The organism is Streptomyces sp. NPDC059816, from assembly GCF_042732055.1.
In the GTDB taxonomy this organism is placed as follows: domain Bacteria; phylum Actinomycetota; class Actinomycetes; order Streptomycetales; family Streptomycetaceae; genus Streptomyces.
Window position 1 is genome coordinate 173,456 of the sequence record NZ_JBHWIQ010000010.1, and the last position, 19,609, is coordinate 193,064.

A 19,609-nucleotide genomic window follows, 5' to 3' on the forward strand; every position below is an offset into this window, starting at 1 on the left:
TCCTGGCCCGACCCCGCCCCGGCGCGTACCGTGACGGCAAGGAAGAGGGGAGCCCCCTTGAAGATCCTCATCAGCGCCGACATGGAGGGCGCGACCGGAGTGACCTGGCCCGCCGACGTCCTGCCGGGCACCCCGCAGTGGGAGCGCTGCCGGTCGATGTTCACCTCCGACGTGAACGCCGCGGTGCTCGGCTTCTTCGACGGGGGAGCCGATGCGGTCCTCGTCAACGAGGCCCACTGGACCATGCGCAACCTGCTGCTCGAACAGCTCGACGACCGGGTCGAGATGCTGACCGGCCAGCACAAGTCGCTGTCCATGGTCGAGGGCGTCCAACACGGGGACATCGACGGCATCGCCTTCGTCGGGTACCACACCGGCGCCGGGATGGAGGGCGTCCTCGCCCACACCTACCTCGCCAACTCGCTCACCGGCGTCTGGCTGAACGGCGAACGCGCCAGCGAGGGACTGCTCAACGCCCGAGTGGTCGCCGAGTACGGAGTCCCCGTCGTCCTCATCACCGGCGACGACCTGACCTGCGAGGACGCCCTCGGCTACGCACCCGGCGCGCTGAAGGTCGCCGTCAAGGACCATGTGTCGCGGTACGCCGCCGTGTGCCGTACCCCCACCCGTACCGCCGCCGCGATCCGCTCGGCCGCCAAGGAGGCGGCGGCCCTGGCGGAACGGCACGCACCCGTGTCCGACGGGCCGTTCACCGTGGAGATGGAGTTCGACGCGGAACACCTGAGCCTCGCGGCCACCGCGGTCCCCGGGGTGGCCCGCACCGGTGAGCGCAGGGTCGCCTACACCAACGACACCATGTACGAGGGCATCAGGACCTTCAAGACGGTGACGACCGTCGTCTCGGCGGCGGTGGAGGAGTGTTATGGCTGACGCGGACCGGTCCGCCCTCGTGGACGGCGACGCCGGCGCCCGCGACGGCGTCGACGGGCAGGCGCTGGACGAGGTGGTGCGGTTCACCTCCGACCTCATCCGCATCGACACCAGCAACGGGGGCGACGGGGACTGCCGCGAGCGGCCCGCCGCCGAGTACGCCGCAGCACTGCTCGCCGAGGCGGGCATCGAACCGACCCTCCTCGAACGGGTCCCGGGCCGCACCAACGTCGTCGCCCGCTACCCGGGCAGCGACCGCTCGGCGCCGGCACTGCTGCTCCACGGCCACCTCGACGTCGTCCCCGCCCGGCCCGCCGACTGGTCCGTGCACCCCTTCTCCGGGGAGGTCCGCGACGGCGTGGTCTGGGGGCGGGGCGCGGTCGACATGAAGGACATGGACGCGATGATCCTCGCGACCGTGCGCCGGTGGGCGCGCGACGGCGTCCGACCCCGGCGCGACGTGGTGATCGCCTTCACCGCCGACGAGGAGGCCAGCGCCGCCGACGGGGCGGGGTTCCTCGCCGACCGGCACGCCGACCTGTTCGAGGGCTGCACCGAGGGCGTCAGCGAATGCGGCGCCTACACCTTCCACGACGGGCGCGGCACCCAGATCTACCCGATCGGCGCCGGTGAACGCGGCACCGCCTGGGTGCGGCTCACCGCGCGCGGCCGGGCCGGACACGGCTCGAAGATCAACCACGCCAACGCCGTCACCCGGCTCGCCGCGGCGATCACCCGCATCGGCGACCACGCCTGGCCCGTCCGACTCACCCCGACCGTCCGCGCCTCCCTCACCGCCCTCGGCGCGCTGTACGGCCTCGACGCCGACCCCAGCGCACCCGACTTCGACGTCGACGCCTACCTCGACGCCCTCGGCCCCGCCGCCGCCCTGGTCGCCCCGGTCGTCCGCAACAGCACCAACCCGACCGTGCTGAACGCCGGCTACAAGGTCAACGTCATCCCCGGCGAGGCCACCGCCCTGGTCGACGGACGCTGTCTGCCGGGCACCGAGGAGGAGTTCCGCGACACCCTCGACACCCTCACCGGACCCGAGGTCAGCTGGGAGTTCCACCACCGGGAGATCCCGCTGCAATCGCCCGTCGACACCCCCCTCTACGCCCGGATGCGGGCCGCCCTGGAGGAGGCCGCGCCCGAGGCCCGGGTCGTGCCGTTCATGATGTCGGGCGGCACCGACGCCAAACACTTCTCCCGGCTCGGCATCACCGGGTACGGCTTCACCCCGTTGCGGCTGCCCCCGGGGTACGACTACGGCGCCATGTTCCACGGCGTGGACGAACGGGTCCCCGTCGACGCCCTCCACTTCGGCGTCAAGGTCCTCGACCGCTTCCTGCGCACCGCGTGACGCCCCTCCGCCCCCCGCGCACGGCGGCGGCCCGTCCCGCCCGGCTGCGACCGGGGGCCCGGGTCGCGGTCGTCGCGCCCAGCGGCCCCGTCCCCGCCGACCGGCTCGCCGCCGGGCTGGACGTGCTGCGCGGCTGGGGACTCGACGCCCACGCCACCCGCCACGTCCTCGACGGCCATCCGCGGCTCGGCCACCTCGCGGCCACCGACGCCGACCGGGCCGCCGACCTCCAGAGCGCCTGGTGCGACCCCTCCGTGGACGCGGTGCTCTGTGCCCGCGGCGGCTACGGCGCGCAGCGGATCGCCGACCTCCTCGACTGGACGGCGATCCGGGCCGCCGGGCCCAAGGCGTTCGCCGGGTTCAGCGACGTCACCGCACTGCACGAGGCGTTCGCCGTGCGCGCCGGGTTCGCCACCCTGCACGCACCGATGACGGCCACCGCCGACTTCCTCGCCCTGCCCCCGCCCGGGGCCCCGGAGCACCCCACGCACCCCGGGGCCCCCGACCGCACGGCCGCACCGGACGGCACCCGGGCCCGGGACCACCTGCGGGCCACCCTCTTCGCCCCGGAGACCGTCCGCACCCTCGCCCTGGGCCGACCCCTGGTCCCGGGTCGGGCCGAAGGCGTCACCCTCGGCGGCTGCCTGTCGGTGCTCGCCGCCGAACTCGGCACCCCGCACGCCCGCCCCTCGGCGGCCGGGGGACTGCTCTGCCTGGAGGACGTCGGGGAGGAGCCGTACCGGCTCGACCGCTATCTGACGCAACTGCTGCGCTCCGGCTGGCTGGACGGCGTCGCGGGCGTGCTCCTCGGCTCCTGGTGCGACTGCGGCCCCTACGAGGCGGTGCGCGCGGTGCTGCTCGACCGGCTCGGTCCGCTGCGGGTCCCGGTCCTCGAAGAGTGCGGCTTCGGCCACGCCCCCGGTGCCCGCACCGTTGCGCTGGGCGCCCGCGCGGTCCTCGACGCCGATGCCGGCACCCTCACCCTCGCGGACCCCGCCCTACGCTGACCGGTGCGTCCGGTCGCCGTGCGTAGCGGACCCCGGACGGCCGGTGACCGATGGCGTCCCCGCCGTGCAGGGCGGTCCTGCGCTGCCCATGCTGGTGGGGGAGGGGCGGGCCGGACCAGCGGAAGGGCATGCACCATGAGCCCCAGAACCACCACGAGCACCAAGTCCAAGAGCTCGGTCGGCGAGCTGGCCACCCCGGGCCGCGTCGTCGTCATCGTCCTCGCGATCCTCGCCCTGATCTTCATCTTCGAGAACACCCAGGACACGAAGATCAGGCTGCTGATCCCCGAAGTCACGATGCCGCTGTGGCTGGCGCTGCTCGCCATGTGGATCATCGGGGCGGTGTGCGGGGCGTACTTCATGCGACGCCGCGGACGCCGCTGACCCCCGACGCCAACGGGCCGACGGAACAACGGCGTTGTCATCGGGGTCGTCGCCGTCCAGGATGGCCCGATGCGACGGATCGTGGTTCTTGACGCACCCTCCAACCTGGGCCTTCGCCCGCCCGCTCCCGGAACGGTCCCCGGCTGCCACAAACTCGCCGGCGCCCTGCGGGACCAGCGGATCGTCCAGCGGCTGGGGGCGGTCGACGGCGGGGTCGTGGTCGCGCCCCGCTACGACCGGGGGGACTGGCAGGAGGGGGACGGCGTCTTCCACGCGGACGCGATCGCCGCGTACACCGTGCGGCTCGCCGACCGGATCGGTGCCCACGTCGCCGCCGGCGACCTCCCCCTCGTCCTCGGCGGCGACTGCTCCGTCCAACTGGGCGCCTCGCTCGCACTGCGCCGGGTCGGCCGCTACGGACTGGTCGCCGTCGACGCCTCCGCCGACTTCCGGCACCCCGGGAACTCCGACCGGATCGGCGCGGCGGCCGGCGAGGAACTGGCGATCGCCACCGGACGCGGCCCGGACGCCCTCGCCGACCTGGAGGGCCTGAAGCCCTACCTCAAGGACGAGGACGTCCGCCTCTTCGGCATCCGGGACGTCGACGAGGACCGTACGGAACTCGCCGCACTGCACATCCCGGTGACCACCGTCGGGGAGGTCCGGCGGTCGGACGCGGCCGACCTCGCACGGGCCGCCGAGCGCAGCTTCGCCTCCGACACCCACCGGGGGTTCTGGGTCCACCTCGACGCGGACGTCCTCGACCCGTCCGTGATGCCCGCCGTCGACAGCCCCGACCCGGACGGACTGCTGCCCCACGAGGTGACCGACCTGCTGCGGCCGTTGCTCGCCTCACCGCGCTGCGCCGGCATCAACATCACCATCTACGACCCCGACCTCGACCCCGACGGCACCGCGGGCGCCCTGCTCACCGACCTGGTGGTGGACGCCTTCCCCGCCGCCCGGGGCGGCCCGGCGGCGACCGGGAAAACCTTGGCGGAAACGTAACCGGCGAAAACCCTGGTCAGGACGGGCCCGGCGCTGTTCCATGGTCATCGTGAGGACGGGAACCGAAGAAGGAGAGGCTGCCGCCTTGACGCCGACGGCCACGACGATCCACCGCGACACCCTGACCCTGCCCGCCGCCGCGCTGGGCAGCGCCAACCCGCTGCCGCCGCTGCGGTCCCGGCACGAGGTCCACGAGCTGGACGAACGTTCGCTGGTCGGGCTCCCCCGGGACATGGCCCGTCAGATCGGCTACGAACCGCTCCGCAGCGCCCTGCCCGCCCGGATCCTCGACGGGTACGGGCGCGACCGTACGGCCACCGTCCTCGACACGATCGTCATCGAGAACGACAAGCTGCGCGTCACCGTGCTGCCCGGACTCGGCGGTCGCATCCACGCCCTCCACCACAAGCCCACCGGACGGGACCTCCTCTACACCAACCCGGTGTTCCAGCCGGCGGACTTCGCCCTCAACGGCGCCTGGTACTCCGGTGGCATCGAGTGGAACATCGGCGCCACCGGCCACGGCGCCCTGTCCTGCGCCCCGCACCACGCAGCGGTCGTCCCCGCCCCCGACGGCGGGTCGATGCTTCGGCTGTGGGAGTGGGAGCGGCTGCGCGACCTCCCCTTCCAGGTGGACCTGTGGCTGCCCGCGGACTCCGACTTCCTGTACGTCGGGGTCCGCATCCGCAACCCGCACGAGAAGCAGGCCCCCGTGTACTGGTGGTCGAACATCGCCGTCCCCGAGGAACGCCGGGTCCTCGCGCCCGCCGACGAGGCCTGGCACTTCGGCTACACACGCTCCCTGCGCAAGGTCCCCGTGCCCGCACTCGACGGCGTCGATTTGACCTACCCGCTGCGCAGCGTCCACCCGGCCGACTACTTCTACGACCTGCCCGACGAGCAGCGCCGCTGGATAGCCGCGCTGGACGGCGACGGACACGGTCTCGTGCAGACCTCCACCGACCCGTTGCGCGGCCGGAAGCTGTTCCTGTGGGGCAACGGCACCGGCGGCCGGCGCTGGCAGGACTGGCTCACCGAGCCGGGCACCGGCGGGTACGCCGAGATCCAGGCCGGCCTGGCCCGGACCCAGCTGGAACACGTCCGTCTCGACGCGGGCGCCGAGTTCAGCTGGCTGGAGGCGTACGGACCGCTCGGCGCGGACCCCGGGCTCGTGCACGGCGACGACTGGGCCGCGGCCCGGGCCGAGACCGAGGACCGACTCGCCGCGGCCCTGCCCCGGGAGGCCGTCGACGCCGCGTACGCCGCCTGGCTCCCGCACGCCGACGCCGAACCCGTCGAGACCCTGGCCACCGGCTCCGGCTGGGGCGCCCTCGAAGTGCTGCGCGGCGGCTACAAGCTCCCCGGCACCCCCTTCGACGAGGCCCACCTCGGACCTGACCAGGAACCCTGGCACGCACTGCTGAGCACCGGGGACTTCCCGGTGCCGGACCCCGCCGCGCCGCCCGGCCCCAGTCTGGTCGCCCCGCCCTGGCGGGACATGCTGGAGACGGCACTCGCCGAGCCCCACACCGAGTACCACCTCGGTGTGGCCCAGTGGCACGCCGGCGACCGGGCCCAGGCCGTCCGCAGTTGGGAGCGGGGCCTCGTCCTCGCCCCGTCGCGCTGGCCGTTGCTGCGCGCCCTCGCCGCGGCCGACCAGGTCGAGGGCTTCCCCGAACGGGCCGCCGACCACTACGCCGAGGCGTTCGACGCCCTGTGCGGGGAACGCCACGACGACGGACCGGAGTGGACCGCCACCACCGCAGCGCTCGGCCGGGAAGCACTCGCCGCGCTGATCGCCGTGGGGCGCACCGCCGAGGCCCGACGGGTGTGGGAGCAACTGCCCGCCGCGGTCCGGGCCCGGGGTGCCTTCCGGCTGGTCGAAGCCCAACTGCTGTTCGCCGAAGGGGATCCGGAGGCGGTCCGTGCGGTCTTCGCCGAGGGCTTCGAGGTGGCGGACCTGAAGGAGGGGGCCGAGGTCCTCGGGCAGCTGTGGGCGCGGGTCAGCGATGAACCCCTGCCCGCCCGCTACGACTTCCGGATGCGTCCGCCCGCCCCCGGGGACGGACGGACGACCGGCGACTGAGCACCGGCCGCAGTCTTCAGCTGCTTCCCACCGGGACCGCCCGGCTGCTGGTCGGTGGTGCTAGATCTCGCGGAGCCGGAAACTCTGATTGGAGTCGCCGCTGCAGCTGTACTGGATGATGCCCGCACCGGCCGCCTCATCGGCGTTCTCGACGTCGAAGCACCTGAGGTCAACGGTGTGGATCGTGGACAGTCCAGTGCCGGTCGGGAAGGTCAGGAAGGTCTGGGTGAACCGGGGGAGCGTTCCGCAGGGGTACTGGATGATCCTCGTCCCGTTGCCGCGCTTCGCGGCCTCCAGATCGAGACACAGGTTCCCGGCGGTCCGGATCTCCACACCGCCGGAAACGGTGTTCACCCAGAACCGCTGGGTACGGGAGTTGCTGTCGCAGTCGGCCTGCACCAGGGGAGCACCACTGTCCTCGGTCCGCACGTCGAGGCACTTGCTGGCGAAGGTCTCGACGGAGACCTGGGTTCCCGGTGGATCGGCCGACACGGCGGCTTCCGGTGCGGCGAGTGCTGCAGGACCGGTGATGACCCCCACGGCGGCGGCCAAGACGGCCAGAGCGGTCAACGCCTTGTGACGAGTACGCATGACGACACCTCAGTTCCTCGTGTTCTCCGGGGCAGCGTGTCGTGACGGGCCTGCCCCACGGCAGGAGGATGCTTGCCAGCCGAGGCTGTGGGAAACGGTGCAGGCCACTCGGTTCAGCCGTTCGGGTGAGGACGGAAGGGAACCGGGTGCGGCGCCAGGTGAAGTCGTGCTTGACCACGAACCCACCCCGCGAGTCGTGTGCCGACAGGAGCTAGCGTCCCGCTCCCCGGTCCGCGTACTCGAACACCGAACCGTCCGGGTGCACCGCGATCAGGTTGCGCCCGGCCGGGGTGTCCACGGGGCCCGCGAGGACCTTCGCGCCGGACGCGTCGAGTGCCGCGGCCGTCTCGCCCAGGTCCCGGACGGCGATGGTCGCGGTCACCCGGCGCAGTACGTCGAGTTCGTCCTCGGGTCCGCTCATCAGCAGGAAGCAGCCGACGGCGGCGGCCGACACCCCGCCCCGTTCGAAGCGCAGGGCCCGACTTCCCGTCAACCGCTCGTAGAAGGCCACCGAAGACTCCAGATCAGTGACGCAGATGCGCAGTGTGGTTCCCAGGATCTCCATGCGGGCGAGCCTAGTTGCGGACTGTGCGTCAGGTGATCGTTTCGTCCGAAGGCCGACCGGGGCGGTTCGGGGCGATCCGGGACGGTCCGGGGGCGGTGCGCTGGGGTGTACGGGGGCGCCGGGCGGGTAGCCGAGCAGCGATGCTCCGGGGGAGTACCCCGATCGGTTGGTCCTCGCCCCGGGTGCGCGCGGCCGGGCCCGGGAAACGCCGGCTCGGGGGGAGCGGAGGGAAGGCTGGGGACCATGACCGATCCGCGCTACCTGTACGCCGTCTGCCGCCCCTGGAACGCACCCATCCAGGTCGATCTCCGGGGCGTCGCCGGAGCCCCGCCCAAGGAACTGCGACACGGTTCCCTCGTCGCGGTCGTCAGCACCGTGCCCGCGCGTGACTTCGAGGGCGACGCACTGCGCGCGCACCTGGACGACCCTCAGTGGCGGGCCGACCTCATCCGGTCCCACGAGGCGGTCGTCGCCGCCCTCACGACGGTCACCACTCCGCTGCCCGTCCGGCCGGGGGCGGTGTTCCCCGACGACAGCGCGGTGCGGGTCCTGCTGGCGGCGGAGGCCGACCGACTGGACCGGGCGCTGGACCGGCTCGCGGACCGCGTGGAATGGGAGGTGACCGTCACCCTCGCCGCACCGGGCGCCGCGCAGGTCGACGGGGCCGACCCCGTAAGGGAGTTGCACGACCGGCTGTCGAGGCTGGCCGACGCCGCCAGGCTCGACCCGCCGGGCCGGTTCGGTACCCCGGCCGGCCCCGTGGAGCCGGTGCTGCTGCGCGCCGCGTACCTCGTGCCCCGCGGGGCCTGCGAGGAGTTCGTCGAAGCGGTCGAACGCCACCGGGCCGACCGGGGTGCGCGCCGCGGGCCCCAGGTGTCGCTGTCCGGCCCCTGGGCGCCGTACTCCTTCACGCCCGCCCCGTACGGCGACGGCTGACCCGCGGTTCGGGGCCCGTTCGACCGGGCCCCGAACACCGGACGTGTTCCTACGCGGTGGCGGTCCGCCCGGCTCCGCTCCTCAGACCCGGCACAGGACCTCCCCGTGCACCACCGAGAACCAGGCGTCCGGCGCGGCGCTCCACTCACGCCAGGCCCCGGCCACCGCGTCGAGCCCCGCCCGGTCGGTGTGGCCGCCCACGACGGCCCGGTCCGCGTAGTCCGAGGCCACCGTACGGTCCGCCCACAGCCCGCCCCACCAGGCCCGTTCCTCCTCGGTGGCGAAGCACCAGGTGCTGGCGGACGCGGTCACGTCGGTGAACCCGGCGGCCAGCGCCCAGGACTTGAGCCGTCGCCCCGCGTCCGGTTCCCCGCCGCCCGCCCGCGCCACCCGTTCGTACAGGTCCAGCCAGTCGTCCAGCCCCGGGGCGCCCGGGTACCAGACCATGGCCGCGTAGTCGGCGTCCCGGACGGCCACCAGCCCGCCCGGCCGGGTGACCCGCCGCATCTCGGACAGCGCCCGCACCGGATCGCCCACGTGCTGGAGCACCTGGTGGGCGTGCACGACGTCGAAGGAGTCGTCGGGGAAGTCGAGGTCGTGGACGTCCGCGACGGCGAAGTCCGTGTGGTGCAGGCCGCGGGCGGCGGCCGTGGCACGGGCCTGGTCCAGGATCTCCGGAGCCCGGTCCACCCCCGTGACGTGCCCGTCCGGGACCAGCGCGGCCAGGTCCGCGGTGATGGTGCCGGGGCCGCAGCCGATGTCCAGCACGGTCATGCCCGGGGTCAGCGACCCGATGAGGTAGGCGGCGGAGTTCGCGGCGGTCCGCCAGGTGTGCGACCGCAGCACCGACTCGTGGTGGCCGTGCGTGTAGACGGCGGTGTCCTTCGACATCTTCTGCTCCCCTGTCCCCTTGTTCCCGGTCCCCGCCCGAGGTTCCGCCCGGCCGGCGGCGCGGGTGGGACCACGGCCCCGCGCCCGCCCGGTCGGGTGACCGGCGCACGGCGCCAGGGGCCCGCGGCGCAGCGCCGCGGACCGTCCCTCCACGGTACGCATTCGGTCGCATGGTGAGACAGTCTGTCTTGATATTTGGGATTGGAGTGGCTCACAAGGTCAGCGGGCGGTACACCGTCAGCGCCTCGTGGAGCTTGTCGACCCGCAACACCGGACCGCACGGGCCGATCTCCCCGTCGTACGCCAACTGCGTCCCCGGTGCGACGCCCTCGACCCGCAGGCGCAGGCGTCGCACCGCCGCGTGCAGGGGCGAGCGCGACAGCGGTCCGGCGAGCGCCGCCCCCAACAGCCGTACGCCCGGCCAACGGCCGCCGTGCACCGCCCGCACGTCCAACAGGCCGTCCGCCAGGTCCACCCGCCGCCCCGCGGTCAACCCCATCCGGCTGTACGTGCAGTTCCCCGCGAACAGCAGCCACAGGGCCCGCCGCCTGCCGTCCACCACCGCCCGCAGGGGCCGCCCCCTGCGTCGCACGTGGAAGGCCGCGACGACGTCCGCGAGCCGCCCGCCGATCCGCCCCGACCACCGCTCCCGCTCGTGCACCAGCTCCGGGTACACCCCCAGGCTGAACGTGTTGAGGAAGATCCCCGAGGTGCCTTCGGGACCCGACCGGAAGCGCCCCACGTCCACGGCGACCGCGTCCCCGCGCTCCACCGCACGGACCAGGTCCTGCGGGTCCTCGACCCCCAGGTCGTACGCGAAGTGGTTCAGGGTGCCGCCCGGCAGCACCGCCAGCGGCAGTCCGTGCCGGAGCGCGGTGGCCGCCGCGGCGTTCACCGTCCCGTCGCCCCCGCACACGCCGAGCGCCACCGCCCGGGTCGCCGCCCGGTCCAGGTCCCGGACCAGATCGCCGCCCGCCGACTCCACGACCTCCATCAACGGCAGGGCGTCCCGCAGGGCTCGCACTCGGTCCGGGGTGCCCGCCCCCGTGTTCACCACCATCACCAACCCCTTCCCGCCGGGCAGCGCGGGCGTGTCCACCAGGGGACGTCCGGGCGACGGCATCTGGTCGCGGGTCGGCACCAGACCCCGCACCGCGAAGGCCGCACCCACCCCGAGTGCCGCACCCGCCAGCACGTCGCCCGGATAGTGGACACCCGTGTAGACGCGCGAGAACGCCACCGAGAAGGCCAGCGGCGCCACGACCGCGCCCCAGCCCCGGGACTCCAGCGCCACCCCCGCCGCGAACGCCGCCGCCGACGCCGCGTGCCCCGAGGGGAACGAGGTCGTGATCGGCTGGCGCTTCAGCTGGCGGACCAGGGGCACCGCGTCGAGCAGCGGCCGGGGCCGCCGCACCGACCGCTTGCCGAGCGTGTTGATGGTCGCCGAGGCCACCGCCAGCGACGCCATGCCCCGCACCGCACCCCGCCGGGCCCGCGGGGACCGGGTCAGCGCCAGGCCCGCCGCGACCGCGCCCCACAGCACCCCGTGGTTGGCGCAGCGGCTCAGTGACGGCAGCACCCGGTCCCCGTACGGCCAGTGGTGATCGGCGACGGACTCGAACAGCCAGGTGTCCGCGGCGGCCAGCCGCTCGCGCAGCGAGGGCGGCACCTGCGGTCCGCCCGACCGGTCCGGCAGTCGCGACGGCAGCTCCCGCAGCCGTTCGTACACCGCCCGGCCGAAGCGGCGCGCCGGGTCGCCGAAGGTCGGTCCGAAGCCGTTCATGTGATCTGGGTGCATTCCGGTCGCTTACCCGCTCGGATCGCCGTGATCCCGCACCGGACGAAATCCATTTGGCCCTGACCCCCTCCAGCACGGAGAATGCGACCTCATGGGACACCTGGAAGCCGCGCACCTCGAGTACCACCTCCCCGACGGCAGGACTCTGCTCGGTGACGTCTCCTTCCGTGTCGGCGAGGGCAGGGTGATGGCGCTCGTCGGTCCCAACGGCGCCGGGAAGACCACCCTGCTGCGCCTGCTCTCCGGGGAGCTGAAACCCCACGGCGGCACCGTCACCGTCACCGGCGGGCTCGGCGTGATGCGACAGTTCGTCGGCTCCGTGCGCGACGAGTCGACCGTCCGCGACCTGCTGGTCTCCGTGGCCGAACCGCGCATCCGCGCGGCGGCCGAGGCCGTGGACCGCGCCGAACACGCGATCATGACGGTGGACGACGAGGCCGCCCAGATCCGGTACGCCCAGGCCCTCTCCGACTGGGCCGAGGTGCGCGGCTACGAAGCCGAGACGCTGTGGGACGTGTGCACCACGGCGGCCCTGGGCGTCCCCTACGAGAGCGCGCAGTGGCGCGAGGTGCGCACCCTCAGCGGCGGCGAACAGAAGCGCCTCGTCCTGGAGGCCCTGCTGCGCGGCACCGACGAGGTGCTGCTCCTCGACGAGCCCGACAACTACCTCGACGTCCCCGGCAAGCGCTGGCTGGAGGAGCAGCTCAGGGAGACCCGCAAGACGGTCCTGTTCGTCTCCCACGACCGGGAGCTCCTGGCCCGCTCGGCCGAACGGATCGTGAGCGTGGAACCCGGGCCTGCCGGGGCCGACGCCTGGGTGCACGGCGGCGGCTTCGACACCTTCCACGAGGCCCGCAAGGAACGGTTCGCCCGCTTCGAGGAGCTGCGACGGCGCTGGGACGAGAAGCACGCCCAGCTCAAGAAGCTGGTGCTCACCCTCCGCCAGGCCGCCGAGATCAGCCATGAGCTGGCCTCCCGGTACAAGGCCGCACAGACCAGGCTGCGCAAGTTCGAAGAGGCCGGGCCGCCGCCCGAGCCACCCCGCGATCAGGACATCCGGATGCGGCTGCGCGGCGGACGCACCGGGCTGCGTGCGATCACTTGCGAGCAGCTGGAGCTGACCGGCCTCATGAAGCCGTTCGACCTGGAGGTCTTCTACGGCGAACGGGTGGCCGTGCTCGGCTCCAACGGCTCCGGCAAGTCCCACTTCCTGCGGCTGCTCGCCGGGGGCGAGGTCGCCCACACGGGGCACTGGAAGCTGGGCGCCCGGGTCGTCGCCGGGCACTTCGCCCAGACCCACGCGCACCCGGAACTGGAGGGGCGCACCCTGCTCGACATCCTCTGGCGCGAGCACGCCAAGGACCGCGGGGCGGCCTCCTCGCTGCTGCGCCGCTACGAGCTCACCGCCCAGGCCGAGCAGAGCTTCGACCGCCTGTCGGGCGGACAGCAGGCCCGCTTCCAGATCCTGCTGCTGGAACTGGCCGGGGCCACCGCGCTGCTCCTCGACGAGCCCACGGACAACCTGGACCTGGAGTCGGCGGACGCCCTCCAGGAGGGTCTTGAGGCGTTCGAGGGCACCGTGCTCGCCGTCACCCACGACCGCTGGTTCGCGCGTGCGTTCGACCGGTTCCTCGTGTTCGGCAGCGACGGACGGGTACGGGAGACCCCGGAGCCGGTCTGGGACGAACGACGGGTCGTCCGCAGCCGCTGACCCGCCGTGACCGCCCGCTACCGGCGGGTCCGACAGGCGGTGCGGCGGTCCAGCGAGGACAGTGGGAGGAGGACGTCCCCGACTGGGAGTGGGGTGCCGCCATGACCGGAGTCGATCCCGCGCGTCTGGACGACCAGCAACTTATGCGGGAGCTGGAGACCATTCACCGGACCCGTCACGACACCCTGCTGCACGGCTCCAACGACGCGCTGCGCGTGCACAACGCGCGGATGGCCGAGCTGGAGGGGGAGTACCTGCGCCGACATCCGCGACGTCCCGTGGCCCCCGGTCGGACGCGGGAGGGCGCACGCGAGCGGAGCCCCGTCCCCGGAACCCCCTGAGGACGCCGGGCCCACGAGTGATGCTGGCCGGTACGCATGGGCCAGCGCCCGGGTGCACGGTGCCGGCGGGCTCCGCCCGGGGCGACGACCCGCTCCCGGTCAGTGACGGGCCACGGCCGACTCGTCGGCGACCTCAGGGGGTTCCGGCGGCCGGCGGGACCCGCTCGTCGGGCCGGGGGACGTCGGCAGGTCGCGGGCCCGCCGGATCGGGGAGAACACCAGGATCAGCGCGGCGAGCGGGACCGCTGCCGCCATGACCGCGATGGCGGTACGGAGGCCGAGCACGGTTCCGAGTGCCCCGCCCAGCAGGGCGCCGAGGGGGATCGTGCCGTAGCCGAGGAACGCCGTGCTCGCGGTGAGGCGACCGAGGAGATCCGGCGGACAGTACCGCTGTTGGAAGCTCGCCTTGATGACGTTGCCGGCCACCACCCCGGCGGAGACGCAGAATCCACCGGCCAGGAAGAACAGGACGCCGGCCCCGTCGACGGTGAACGGAATGAGCAGGGCCAGCGTGGGAAGTCCCAGTTCGAACAGCAACGTGGCGCGGGCCGTGCCGATCCGGCCGGCGACCCGGCGCGCGAAGAGCGCTCCGGCCACGCCCCCCGCGCTGGTGGCCGCGACGAGCGTGCCCACCAGGCCGGGGCCCAGGCCGACGGTGCGCACCAGGAAGACCACCTGGATCGACTGGTACCCCATCAGGGCCAGGTTCGATGCGGCCCCGAAGAGGGTGAAGGCGCGCAGCCAGGGGTCGCCCGCGATCAGCCCCAGTCCTTCGCGCACTTCGCCGAACAGCGTTGCGGGGCGGCGTTCGGCCCTGGTGACGCGTGGTTCGCGGTGCCGGATGCCGGCCAGGCAGAGCAGCGAGACGAGGAACGTCGCGGCGTTGGCGAGCAGCCCGTTCACGGCCCCCGCCAGTTGCGCGATCAAGCCACCCGAGCCGAGCCCGGCGATCTGTGCGGCGGAGGCGCTGCCGTGCAGTTTGGCGTTTCCCTCGGGCTGGTCCTCGGGTTCCAGGATGCTGGGAAGATAGGCGCTGTACGCGGTGTGGAAGAACACGGCGGCCGTACCCGTCGACAGGGCGACCGCCAACAGCAGCCCGATGCTCAACCAGCCCGTCCACGCGGCGATCGGGACCGAGGCGAAGAGCACGAGGGAGACCGCGGCGGCGGCCAACATGACCGGTCTGCGTCGCCACCGGTCCACCCAGACGCCCACCGGAAGGCCGATGAGCAGCCAGGGCGCCCACGCGGTGGCGCTCAGCAGACCGACCTCGAAGGTGGTGGCGTCCAGGGTGGAGACCGCGAGCAGCGGGATGGTCACCCCGGTGACGGCCGCACCGTACTTGCCGGCGGTCTCCCCGCACCACAGCAGTCGGAAGTCGCGGTGGTGAAACAGGAGGCCACCGCGCACACCTCGACTCATGCCGTCCAACGCTCCTTCCGGGGAGGATTCCGTGCCGTAGCCGTTCATGTGAAGTCGAGGCTGCCACAGGTGAAGTCCGCGTACCGGAGCGTGCCGTGGTGCTCGCTCGTGCCACCGACCGTCGAGCCGGCATCACCGCGCTCCGGACGACCCTCCGGACGGGGGGACCCTGAAGGTGCCTCACCGGGTGGGCCGGCCGTGGAACTTCGACGTGCCGATGCGCGTTCTCACCAGGGCGGGCGGAACGCACGCGGACGAGCAAACGGGTAACCGAGGTGGCACGGATGGCGATGTGGGACCGGATCAAGGACCAGGCCAAGGGATTGCAGCAGGCACAGGGAGCAAGGAGCTCCGGTGGCCACGCGCCGTCGGGATCGGGGTCCGGCGGCGGATCGAAGGCCCAGCTCGTGGGCCTGCTCAAGTCCCAGCTCACCTCCCTCAAGACGGAGCTCAAGAGCGGTTCCTACCGGGACGCCAGCATGGCCATCTGTGCCCTGGTCGCAGCGGCTGACGGATCGGTCGACCCGGCCGAGCGGCAGCACGTGGAGTCCCTGATCCTCCAGAACGACGTCTTGCAGAACTTCCCGCCCGAGCAGCTCCGGCAGCGGTTCAACAAGCACGTGGACCAGTTGATGTTCAACTTCCCGCAGGGCAAGACCGAGGCCCTCCAGGAGATCGCCAAGGCCGCGAAGAAGCCGGTGGAGGCCAAGGCGGTCGTACAGACCGGCTTCGTCGTCGCCGGAGCCGACGGGTACATCGCCCAGGCGGAGGCACAGGTCCTGCGGGAGGCGTGCACCGCGCTCGGGGTGTCCCCGCAGGAGTTCGGCCTCTGACCAGGCCTCTGACCAGGCCCTCTGCCGGGTCCCCCAGCAGGGGGACGCCCAGGGCTCCCGTGCACGCACGGTCCGCTCCCCGGCAGTGACGACACCGCTGGGGACGGGCCGGGGTGCCCGTCCCGGCAAGAGCGAGCCCTCAAGGCGAGGACGCCGCCTCACCCGCGCACGTGCCGGGCGAAGAACGACCGGACGAGCCCGCGCACCATGGGCACGGTGACGCGCGGATCCGCCCCGCCCACCATGGCGGCACGTCCGGCAGCGCTCATCAGGCCCGCCTCGTGGAGCTGGGGGACCAGGGCCGCGTAGTCGGTGAAGACCCAGTGCGCGGTGTCGTCCAACTGCCGTCGGGTGACGGGGCCCGCGTGGGCGAGGAGCGCTGCCCAGGACCGGTCCAACCGGGCGTTGCGGAAGCCGTCGGTGCCGGCCAGGAGCAGCGGCCGGTCCGTGCCCTCGCGGGCCACCGGCAACAGCTCGCCGTCCAGCTGGTCGAGGTACCCCTCAAGGTTGACCGCGGCGGCGATCCGCCGGTCCTCGTGGAGCGCCTGCACGGCCGCGGTGCCGCCCGCGGAATGTCCGTAGACCCCGACCCGCTCCGGGCCGAGGGCGTCGAGGACGAAGCGGAGGTCGGCGACCCGTGTGTCGATCACGGTGCGGAAGGTCGCCGCGTCGAGCTCCGGCCGCAGCACGGTCGTCCGGACCCGGTCGCGGCCCGGCCGCTCGTCGGGGAACTCCACCTCGCTCGCGTCCCCGGGGTGGTCGACCGTGATCACGGTCCAACCGTACGAGGCCAGGTCGATCGCCAGCGAGCTGCCCATCGATCGGGCGTCGCCGCCACCCGGGCTGTAGAGCAGTACGGGTCGCGGACCGGGCAGCGGCGGGGCCCCGGCCAGGGCGCGGGTCAGAGTGGAGGACCAGTCGACCCCGGCGGCCGGCAGATGCGGCCTGACCCGGTGGGCGAGCAGGGCGAACGCTTCTGCGGCGCCGGGAGTGAGCTGTGGAACGCGCGGGAAGCCCCGGCCGGCCGGGGTCGGCCGGAGAACGGTGACCATGAGTTCGCGCACGCCGATCCCGGGCGCCCACGGGTCGTTGCGCGAGCTGTCGACGAGGTGCAGGACCCGGGCACCGACCGCGTACGGCCCGGTGGGCCCGGGCAACCGGAGGCGAGCCGCCCCGCAACGCCCGGATGCCGCGGCCGGGCCGGGGGCGGTGGTCGCGAGGAACGGGGCGGTGGCGCCGAGGAGGGCGGTCTTGGCGAAGGCGCGGCGACCGGGCGCGGGAGGAAGGGGCATGAGCGGCATCCTGGGGGTGGGCACGGTGCCCGGGCGAAGCATGCGGCCGGTGCCGAAAGGCTTGCCCACAGGGGGGAGAGGTGCGTGACCCGGATCCACTTCACGGCGGACGACCTCACTCGGGTCCGCTTCGCCCCGCGCCCCTCGCCCGTACCCGAATTGCACGCCGCCCTGCTGATGTTGGGCTCCCGGGACGAGGAACTGCTCTTCGGGCGCTGGCGGAACAGACTGCGGCGGACCCTGCCGGGCGCGGCCGAACCGCTCGCGGACCTGGCGCCGAACGGGCGGGCCCCGCGTTTCCTCGACGTCCTCGGCGACACGTTGGACGAGGGGATCGCCTTGATCCGGTCGGCCCGCCCGGAGTCGGTCCGGTCCGGGATCGAGCAGGCGTACGGGCGCCGGGCGGCCCCGCCGTGGCTCCGTGCACTGCACGGCGGGGACACCGACGCCTGGCGGACCTGGGACCGGGCGCAGCGCGCGGCCCACGGGACGGTACTCGCGCCGGTGTGGCCCCTGGTCCAGGACCTGCACCGAGCGGAGTTCACCCGCTTCGCCCTCGCCGTCGCCGCACACGGCCTCGGTGTCGCACTGATCGACCTGGCGCCGGGGTCGCGGTGGCGGGACGGAGTCTGGGAGTGGCCGCCTTCGGACGTCCCGGGTGTGCGGGACGTCCGCCTCGACGGTCGCGGACTGGTCCTGCGCCCGACGTTCCACTGGCGTCGCGGCCCGCTCGTCCAAGGGCTGCCGGACCGTCCGACCGCGCTCGCCTACCCCGCGGGCCGGGGGCTGCCGCCCGCCCCGGGCGCAGTCGGCTCCCCGGCCGAACCCCTCGCGGGAGTCCTCGGACGCACCCGGCTGGCCCTGCTGCGGGCCCTGGCGGAACCGTCCACGAACACGGCGTTGGCGCGCCGCGTCGGCGTCAGCGACGCCACCGCCTCGGCGCACGCCTCGGCCCTACGGGCCGCTGGTCTTCTGACCACCACCCGCACGGGCCGTTCGGTGAGCCATGTGCGCACGCCCCTGGCGGAGTTGCTGCTGACGGGCGGCCCGCCCGCCGGTTGACCGGCGAGGGCCGCCCGGAGCCCGCCGCCGGGGCGGGCGGCCCCACCCGCACCGGTGCTCAGCTCGCCCCGCCGGGCGTGTTCACCCCGCCCTCCCCCGGACGGGGCCGCCCCGGTTCGAGGCCGGGGCGGGCGAACCCGTCACCGCACGGGCAGCGGGGTGACCCCCTGCGCCCCCTTCGCATGCTGCGCCCCGCCCGGTTCCGTTCCGCAGAACTCCGCGTTCAGGGGCGCGGCCAGGTCGTCGCCCCTCCAGTCGCTGTTCACGTTGAAGGCCAGCGAGTGCTTCCCGTCCTCCGTGGTGACGGCCAGCGACAAGGAGCCCAGCCAGCCGCCGCTGTGCCCCCAGACCGTGGTGCCGCACGCCGTCCTGGTCTTGATCAGGCCCAGGCCGTAGCCGGTGTCCGGGTCCGCGGCGTTGGGCACCAGGGTCTTCATCGCCGCGAGCTGCTCCGGAGGCAGCACCTTGCCGCCGAGCAGCGCACTGAAGAAGCGGGTCAGGTCGCTCGCGCTGGAGATCATGTCCCCGTCGGCCCAGGCCTGGGTGCCGTTCTGGAGGGTGACGTCGTAGACCTTCGGCGCGGCGAGGTCCGGCGACAGCTTGGAGTACGAGCGGCTGCTCGGCTTCGGCAGGCCCACGGTGTTGCCCGGCACGACCGTGCCGCTCAGCTTCAGCGGCTTGATGATCCGCTCCCGCACCTCGTGTTCGTAGGAGCGCCCGCCGGCCTTCTCCATGACCAGCGCGGCCAGTACGTAGTTGGTGTTCGAGTACGCGTGGTGGGCACCCGGCGCGGCAGTGGGCGGGTGCTGCATCGCCACTGCCACGGCGGCCTTGGGAGTACGGGCCTTGAACCGGTTGTGCAGGTAGTTCGGGGCGTACATGTAGTCCCGGGTGTAGTCCGGGTCGTTCAGGTAGTCGTACACCCCGCTGGTGTGGTTCAGCAGTTGACGGACCGTCATGTTTCGGCCGTCGTGGCCGTTGCCGCGCACCAGGCCGGGCAGCCACCGCTCCACCGTGTCGTCCAGGTCGAGCTTGCCCTCGGCCTCCTGCTGGAGCAGGACCGTCGCCACGAACGTCTTCGTGATGCTGGCGATCCGGAACCGGTCGTCCTTGCCGCGGGGCGCCCCCGTCCTGACGTTGCCGACGCCCGCGGCGTCCTTCCACACCCCGTGCCCGTCCCGTGCCTGCCCCGTGATCCCGTAGACCCCGTTGCGCACCACCAGCTCGAACGCGCGCTGGGTCGCCCCGTGGCCCGTTCCGCCGGTGCTGCCCTGGGCCTGTGCCGGGACGGTGAACACGGTCGCCAGGACGGTCGCCGCCGCGATCCCGACCATCCCCGTCCGCGTCCAACTCCTCGTAGCCATGCGTCTGCTCCTTCGTTCGTACGACCGGTCGACGATTGCTGCACAGGAGGACCGTCCGGCCCGG

General features: G+C 73.4%; 18 protein-coding genes. 11 read left to right on the plus strand and 7 right to left on the minus strand.

The window, feature by feature from the left end; all coding sequences use genetic code 11:
• Positions 1 to 57: 57 nt before the first annotated feature.
• The 6 genes from ACFV88_RS15860 (at position 58) to ACFV88_RS15885 (ending at position 6,739) form a co-directional block, all read left to right on the plus strand.
• A complete protein-coding gene (locus ACFV88_RS15860) occupies positions 58 to 891 on the plus strand; it encodes a M55 family metallopeptidase (protein ID WP_385491015.1) in 834 nt (277 codons plus the stop codon).
• Positions 884 to 2,254 (plus strand): M20/M25/M40 family metallo-hydrolase, encoded by a 1,371-nt coding sequence (locus ACFV88_RS15865; protein WP_385491018.1) that lies wholly within the window; start codon positions 884 to 886, stop codon positions 2,252 to 2,254. The genes ACFV88_RS15860 and ACFV88_RS15865 overlap by 8 nt, the downstream gene beginning before the upstream one ends.
• Positions 2,251 to 3,261, plus strand: a complete 1,011-nt coding sequence (locus ACFV88_RS15870; RefSeq protein ID WP_385491021.1) for an LD-carboxypeptidase — start codon at positions 2,251 to 2,253, stop codon at positions 3,259 to 3,261. Before ACFV88_RS15865 ends, ACFV88_RS15870 begins: the two co-directional genes overlap by 4 nt.
• A gap of 135 nt (positions 3,262 to 3,396) precedes the next feature.
• Positions 3,397 to 3,645, plus strand: a complete 249-nt coding sequence (locus ACFV88_RS15875) for a DUF1049 domain-containing protein (protein WP_385491024.1) — start codon at positions 3,397 to 3,399, stop codon at positions 3,643 to 3,645.
• Positions 3,646 to 3,714: 69 nt separating this feature from the next.
• Positions 3,715 to 4,653 carry an arginase family protein gene (locus ACFV88_RS15880; RefSeq protein ID WP_385491027.1) on the plus strand — a complete coding sequence of 313 codons (939 nt, stop codon included), beginning with the start codon at positions 3,715 to 3,717 and terminating at the stop codon, positions 4,651 to 4,653.
• Between the two features lie 85 nt (positions 4,654 to 4,738).
• Positions 4,739 to 6,739, plus strand: a complete 2,001-nt coding sequence (locus ACFV88_RS15885; RefSeq protein WP_385491029.1) for a DUF5107 domain-containing protein — start codon at positions 4,739 to 4,741, stop codon at positions 6,737 to 6,739.
• 60 nt (positions 6,740 to 6,799) lie between these two features.
• Here ACFV88_RS15885 and ACFV88_RS15890 read toward each other — a convergent pair whose 3' ends face one another.
• Together ACFV88_RS15890 and ACFV88_RS15895 are read right to left on the minus strand one after the other, a co-directional pair.
• Positions 6,800 to 7,330: an RICIN domain-containing protein gene (locus ACFV88_RS15890; protein ID WP_385491032.1), complete on the minus strand. Its 531-nt coding sequence runs from the start codon at positions 7,328 to 7,330 to the stop codon at positions 6,800 to 6,802.
• A gap of 211 nt (positions 7,331 to 7,541) precedes the next feature.
• Positions 7,542 to 7,895, minus strand: coding sequence for a VOC family protein (locus ACFV88_RS15895; RefSeq protein ID WP_385491035.1), 354 nt, complete (start codon positions 7,893 to 7,895; stop codon positions 7,542 to 7,544).
• Between the two features lie 243 nt (positions 7,896 to 8,138).
• Between ACFV88_RS15895 and ACFV88_RS15900 the strand changes: the two genes are divergently transcribed.
• The gene (locus tag ACFV88_RS15900) at positions 8,139 to 8,831 is read left to right on the plus strand and encodes a GvpL/GvpF family gas vesicle protein (protein ID WP_385491038.1); all 693 of its coding nucleotides are present in this window, start codon (positions 8,139 to 8,141) and stop codon (positions 8,829 to 8,831) included.
• Positions 8,832 to 8,912: 81 nt separating this feature from the next.
• Here ACFV88_RS15900 and ACFV88_RS15905 read toward each other — a convergent pair whose 3' ends face one another.
• Entirely contained in the window at positions 8,913 to 9,722 is an 810-nt protein-coding gene (locus ACFV88_RS15905; protein ID WP_385491041.1) for a methyltransferase domain-containing protein, read from the minus strand.
• 211 nt (positions 9,723 to 9,933) lie between these two features.
• A complete protein-coding gene (locus tag ACFV88_RS15910; RefSeq protein WP_385491044.1) occupies positions 9,934 to 11,505 on the minus strand; it encodes a bifunctional phosphatase PAP2/diacylglycerol kinase family protein in 1,572 nt (523 codons plus the stop codon).
• Between the two features lie 106 nt (positions 11,506 to 11,611).
• Between ACFV88_RS15910 and ACFV88_RS15915 the strand changes: the two genes are divergently transcribed.
• Positions 11,612 to 13,231, plus strand: a complete 1,620-nt coding sequence (locus tag ACFV88_RS15915; protein ID WP_385491047.1) for an ABC-F family ATP-binding cassette domain-containing protein — start codon at positions 11,612 to 11,614, stop codon at positions 13,229 to 13,231.
• A 101-nt stretch (positions 13,232 to 13,332) separates the two neighbouring features.
• Positions 13,333 to 13,572 (plus strand): DUF6158 family protein, encoded by a 240-nt coding sequence (locus ACFV88_RS15920; protein ID WP_385491050.1) that lies wholly within the window; start codon positions 13,333 to 13,335, stop codon positions 13,570 to 13,572.
• 99 nt (positions 13,573 to 13,671) lie between these two features.
• Here the strand turns inward: ACFV88_RS15920 and ACFV88_RS15925 are convergent, their stop codons facing one another.
• Complete coding sequence (locus tag ACFV88_RS15925; protein WP_385491053.1) at positions 13,672 to 14,994, minus strand: MFS transporter; 1,323 nt, start codon at positions 14,992 to 14,994, stop codon at positions 13,672 to 13,674.
• 284 nt (positions 14,995 to 15,278) lie between these two features.
• On the opposite strand from ACFV88_RS15925, the gene ACFV88_RS15930 reads away from it, so the two are divergent.
• On the plus strand, positions 15,279 to 15,827 hold the full coding sequence (locus tag ACFV88_RS15930) for a tellurite resistance TerB family protein (protein WP_385491056.1): 549 nt from the start codon (positions 15,279 to 15,281) through the stop codon (positions 15,825 to 15,827).
• 158 nt (positions 15,828 to 15,985) lie between these two features.
• Here the strand turns inward: ACFV88_RS15930 and ACFV88_RS15935 are convergent, their stop codons facing one another.
• On the minus strand, positions 15,986 to 17,119 hold the full coding sequence (locus ACFV88_RS15935) for an alpha/beta fold hydrolase (protein WP_385491059.1): 1,134 nt from the start codon (positions 17,117 to 17,119) through the stop codon (positions 15,986 to 15,988).
• 84 nt (positions 17,120 to 17,203) lie between these two features.
• Between ACFV88_RS15935 and ACFV88_RS15940 the strand changes: the two genes are divergently transcribed.
• Positions 17,204 to 18,181: an ArsR/SmtB family transcription factor gene (locus ACFV88_RS15940; RefSeq protein WP_385491062.1), complete on the plus strand. Its 978-nt coding sequence runs from the start codon at positions 17,204 to 17,206 to the stop codon at positions 18,179 to 18,181.
• A gap of 140 nt (positions 18,182 to 18,321) precedes the next feature.
• Here ACFV88_RS15940 and ACFV88_RS15945 read toward each other — a convergent pair whose 3' ends face one another.
• Positions 18,322 to 19,545 carry a serine hydrolase domain-containing protein gene (locus tag ACFV88_RS15945; protein ID WP_385491065.1) on the minus strand — a complete coding sequence of 408 codons (1,224 nt, stop codon included), beginning with the start codon at positions 19,543 to 19,545 and terminating at the stop codon, positions 18,322 to 18,324.
• Positions 19,546 to 19,609: the final 64 nt, after the last annotated feature.

What these genes read in the sequence shown, in the direction of transcription:
- ACFV88_RS15865 (WP_385491018.1), top strand. Translation starts at nt 884, where the DNA reads ATGGCTGACGCGGACCGGTCCGCCCTCGTGGACGGCGACGCCGGCGCC.
- ACFV88_RS15875 (WP_385491024.1), top strand. Translation starts at nt 3,397, where the DNA reads ATGAGCCCCAGAACCACCACGAGCACCAAGTCCAAGAGCTCGGTCGGC.
- ACFV88_RS15880 (WP_385491027.1), top strand. Translation starts at nt 3,715, where the DNA reads ATGCGACGGATCGTGGTTCTTGACGCACCCTCCAACCTGGGCCTTCGC.
- ACFV88_RS15890 (WP_385491032.1), bottom strand. Translation starts at nt 7,330, where the DNA reads ATGCGTACTCGTCACAAGGCGTTGACCGCTCTGGCCGTCTTGGCCGCC.
- ACFV88_RS15895 (WP_385491035.1), bottom strand. Translation starts at nt 7,895, where the DNA reads ATGGAGATCCTGGGAACCACACTGCGCATCTGCGTCACTGATCTGGAG.
- ACFV88_RS15900 (WP_385491038.1), top strand. Translation starts at nt 8,139, where the DNA reads ATGACCGATCCGCGCTACCTGTACGCCGTCTGCCGCCCCTGGAACGCA.
- ACFV88_RS15905 (WP_385491041.1), bottom strand. Translation starts at nt 9,722, where the DNA reads ATGTCGAAGGACACCGCCGTCTACACGCACGGCCACCACGAGTCGGTG.
- ACFV88_RS15910 (WP_385491044.1), bottom strand. Translation starts at nt 11,505, where the DNA reads ATGAACGGCTTCGGACCGACCTTCGGCGACCCGGCGCGCCGCTTCGGC.
- ACFV88_RS15915 (WP_385491047.1), top strand. Translation starts at nt 11,612, where the DNA reads ATGGGACACCTGGAAGCCGCGCACCTCGAGTACCACCTCCCCGACGGC.
- ACFV88_RS15920 (WP_385491050.1), top strand. Translation starts at nt 13,333, where the DNA reads ATGACCGGAGTCGATCCCGCGCGTCTGGACGACCAGCAACTTATGCGG.
- ACFV88_RS15925 (WP_385491053.1), bottom strand. Translation starts at nt 14,994, where the DNA reads ATGAGTCGAGGTGTGCGCGGTGGCCTCCTGTTTCACCACCGCGACTTC.
- ACFV88_RS15930 (WP_385491056.1), top strand. Translation starts at nt 15,279, where the DNA reads ATGGCGATGTGGGACCGGATCAAGGACCAGGCCAAGGGATTGCAGCAG.
- ACFV88_RS15935 (WP_385491059.1), bottom strand. Translation starts at nt 17,119, where the DNA reads ATGCCCCTTCCTCCCGCGCCCGGTCGCCGCGCCTTCGCCAAGACCGCC.
- ACFV88_RS15945 (WP_385491065.1), bottom strand. Translation starts at nt 19,545, where the DNA reads ATGGCTACGAGGAGTTGGACGCGGACGGGGATGGTCGGGATCGCGGCG.